The organism is Kitasatospora sp. NPDC058478, from assembly GCF_042720345.1.
Taxonomy (GTDB): domain Bacteria; phylum Actinomycetota; class Actinomycetes; order Streptomycetales; family Streptomycetaceae; genus Kitasatospora.
Genome location: NZ_JBHXML010000148.1, coordinates 1 through 3,940, shown reverse-complemented (window position 1 = coordinate 3,940; position 3,940 = coordinate 1). Strand labels below are relative to the sequence as shown.

Annotated in this window: 1 protein-coding gene and 2 pseudogenes; all 3 read left to right on the top strand. The window is 71.2% G+C overall.

All coding sequences use genetic code 11. The annotated features are described in order from the left end of the window. Positions 1 to 92, top strand: a pseudogene (locus tag ACFWPT_RS40695) (ATP-binding protein); the annotation flags it as partial. A gap of 393 nt (positions 93 to 485) precedes the next feature. Next, on the top strand, positions 486 to 3,839 hold the full coding sequence (locus tag ACFWPT_RS40690; RefSeq protein ID WP_380380244.1) for a nitrate- and nitrite sensing domain-containing protein: 3,354 nt from the start codon (positions 486 to 488) through the stop codon (positions 3,837 to 3,839). 10 nt (positions 3,840 to 3,849) lie between these two features. Next, a pseudogene (locus ACFWPT_RS40685) lies at positions 3,850 to 3,940 on the top strand (roadblock/LC7 domain-containing protein); the annotation flags it as partial.

Sequence of the window (3,940 nt, the reverse complement as noted above, 5' to 3'; positions counted from 1 at the left end):
CCGTCGTCACCCTCGACGCCCGCCGCCGCGACAGCGCCAAGAGCGCCCTCATCACCCTCGTCGAACACGCCCTCCTCGCCCGACTCCGATGACGGGCCGGACATCCGGACCCCGGGGGCCGTCGGCGTGACGGCCCCCGGGGCGGAGCCGCTACCGGCCGATGTCCTCCAGGGGCATCGCGCAAGACCCGCTGTATAAGCAGCGGATAACAGTTCGGTAGGCATTTTGTGATCAACAGTGACTCTGCGTGGTGAACTAGCGCCACTCAGCGCCAGAAGACCACGGTTTTGCTCCGTCATGTCGGTGAATGTCCCTATTGCGCCGACGCGGGGGCCATCCTGCGGCTGTTTGTCCCCCATCCCTGCACGTGCTGAAATTCCAGCTACCCCTGAAACCCTCGCGCCGGCCCACCGGTGACGGGCCAGGGCCCGGGGGTAGCGCTGGATTGATCCATGGCCGACAGTCGGCCGAGAGGTAGTTGTCGAGTGAGGCGTAAGCAGCAACCCGCCCCGCAGCGGCGCTCCGAGCCCCGCCGGAGCGAGCCGAACGGTACCGCAGCGGACCCGGCCGGATTCTCCGCTTTCACCCCCACCGAGGAGCGCTCCCAGGCCTCCCCGGCCCCGCAGCCCCCGGCCGCGTCCACGGAACCCCGCAGCGGCGGTCCGGACGGCGACGCCTCCAGGCGGTACGACTTCCTCCGCCCGCGCAACTGGCGCGTGCCGACCCGTCTGATCGCGATCCTGCTGATCCCCGTGATCATCAGCCTCGTCTTCGGCGGCCTCCGCGTGAACACCTCGGTCGACGGCTACATCAAGGCCTCCCGCGCCGAGAAGACCGCCGAGCTCGCCAAGGCAGCCACCGAGCTCGCCGAAGCGCTGGAGATCGAGCGCGACACCACGCTGATACCCCTGCTCACCAAGCAGGACCCGGACGGCAAGGTCGCCAAGATCCGCGCCAACACGGACGCCGCGCTGAAGGCGTACGAGGCGGCCTACGCGGCCTCCGACAAGTCCGGCGAACTGCCGCGCCGCCACGAGGGCTTCCAGGCCCTGGTGGTCGACCTGCCGCACCTGCGGTCCAGCGCGTACGGATCCGAGCTGTTCGCCGGCGCCACCGTCAACGCCTACTCGGTGATGTTCGCCCCGCTGCTGTCCTACGACAACTCGGTCGGCATCGGCTCCACCAACGCCGCCAGCAAGGGCCGCGCGATCTACGCGATGTCCCTCGCCAAGGCCTCCGCCTCGACCCAGCGCGCGCTCATGCTGCACCTGCTGGTCGGCATCTCCCAGAACGCCACCACCCGGTTCGAGAACGCCGACGTGATCCAGCAGATCCTGGTCGCGGAGCGGCTGGAGCAGGTCTCGCTGACCGAGTTCAACACCGGCAGCGCCCCCGAGGACGCCCGCAAGTACGCCAACGCGCAGGTCGTCCAGGCCGCCGCGCAGGAGCGCTCGGCCTACAAGATGCCGAACGGCACCGCGCCCTCCATGCAGACCCTGCTCTCCCTCGGCGCCGCCTACAGCCAGGCCGCCGCCGAGGGCCAGAGCAAGGGCAAGGCCGCCGCCGACCAGGCCTACAAGGAGGCCAAGGACTCCGGTCTCACCCCGGAGAACTGGAACCAGGCCGCCAACACCCACATCCAGGCCCTGCGCGACACCGAGGTCCAGCTGCTGGACGACGTCCTCACGGACTCCCGCGGCCTCAAGGACAACGCGCTCTACGACGCCATCCTCAACACGATCATCGTCGTCGCCGCGCTCATCCTGGCCGGCCTGCTCACCGGCTACGTCGCCCGCTCGATGATCCTCGGCATGCGCACCCTGCGCAGCGCCGCCCTGGAGATCGCCGACCACCGCCTGCCGGACCTGGTCGAGAAGCTCTCCAAGACCGACCCCGACCGGGTCGACACCTCCGTCACCCCGATCCCGCTGCACGGCAAGGACGAGATCGGCGAGGTCGCCCGGGCGTTCGACCAGGTCCACCAGCAGGCCGTGGCGCTCGCCGCCGAGCAGGCCCTGCTGCGAGGGAACGTCAACGCGATCTTCACCAACCTGTCGCGTCGCAGCCAGGGCCTGATCCAGCGCCAGCTGGCGCTGATCACCGACCTGGAGAACAACGAGGCCGACCCGGACCAGCTGGAGAACCTCTTCAAGCTGGACCACCTCGCCACCCGCATGCGCCGCAACGGTGAGAACCTGCTCGTCCTCGCGGGCGAGGAGGCCGGCCGCCGCTGGAACACCCCGGTCCCGCTGGTCGACGTGCTCCGCGCCGCCTCCTCCGAGGTGGAGCAGTACGAGCGCGTCGAGCTGTCCGGCATCCCGGAGGTCGAGGTCGTCGGCGCCGCCGTGACCGACCTCGTCCACCTGCTCGCCGAGCTGCTGGAGAACGCCACCTCGTTCTCCAGCCCGCAGACCCGGGTCCTGGTCAACGCGACCCGCCTGCCGGACGGCCGGGTGCTGGTCGAGATCCACGACAAGGGCATCGGCCTCACCGCCGACGACTTCGCCGAGATCAACGAGAAGCTGGCCGAGCCGCCCACCGTCGACGCCACCATCTCCCGCCGCATGGGCCTGTTCGTGGTCGGCCGGCTGTCCCAGCGGCACGACGTCCGCGTCCAGCTCCGCCCGTCCGGCGAGTCCGCCGGCACCACCTCGCTGGTCATGATCCCGCCGTTCATCACCCGGTCGGGCGCCGCGCCGGAGCCCGAGGAGCAGTTCACCGTCTCCCGGATCTTCGCCGAGCAGGAGCCGACCTCCCAGTGGGCGCCCAACGGCCAGCCGCGCAGCGCCGCCGAGCTGGGCTTCGACGACCACCTCACCGGCACCGGCAACGCCGGATCCAGCGGCTTCAGCCCGGCCCTGGAGGCCGTCCAGCGCTCGCAGCGCCTCGACCAGGTCCGCCGCGCGGCCCTGGAGAGCGGCCCGCACGACGGCGAGCCGCCGGTGCTGGACGCCGAGGTCGAGGAGGAGTACCAGCAGGGCTACGACCAGTACGCCCCCCAGGGCTACGAGCAGCAGTCCGGCTACGCCGACGACCAGTACGGCTACGCCCAGGACGGCTACCAGCAGGACGAGTACGGCCAGGACCAGTACGGCCAGTACCCGCAGCAGGGCTACGACCAGTCCGGCTACGCCGACGACCAGTACGGCCGCCAGGACTACCAGGGCGACGGCTACCAGGGCTACCAGGACGGCTACGCCGACCAGTACGGCCAGCAGGCCGAGGAGGCCCCGGCCGGCCACCCGTACGCCCCGGAGCCGCCCGCACTGCCCGCCGCCGAGCCCACCCCCACCCTGCCGTCCGGGCTGCCGCAGCGCCGCCCCGGCCAGCAGCTGGCGGGTGGCGGCTTCGGCGCCCCGACCGCTCCGGCGGGCGGCGGCTCCGGCGGCGAGACCCCGAACTGGTTCGCCGGCGCCAAGGACACCTCGGCGGTCGACGAGCCGCGCGGCCACGACGTGTCGGCGCTGGGCGGCTACGGCCCGACCGGCCCGACCAACTCGCCCTGGCAGTCGCCCAACGACGGCGCCTGGCAGCAGGCCGAGCAGACCCGCGAGCCCGCCTCCGGCGGCACCACCGGGGCAGGCCTGCCGCGGCGCGTGCCCAAGCAGAACCTGGTGGCCGGAAACGCCAAGCCCACTCCGCAGGAAGGGCCGCAGGTCTCCCGCAGCCCCGAGGAGGTCCGCGGTCGGCTCACCAACCTGCGCCGCGGCGTGGAGCAGGGCCGCAGTGCCGGTAACACCGGAAGCTTCCGGATCGACCCCGATCAGGTAGACCCGTCCGGCAACGGACAGAACCGAAGCACCGATCTCTTCGGCGGCTCGAACCACCAGGAGCGTTGAGTTGACTCAGATGAGCCAGGCCGCACAGAACCTGAACTGGCTGATCACCAATTTCGTGGACAACACCCCCGGGGTGTCCCACACCGTGGTGGTCTCCGCCG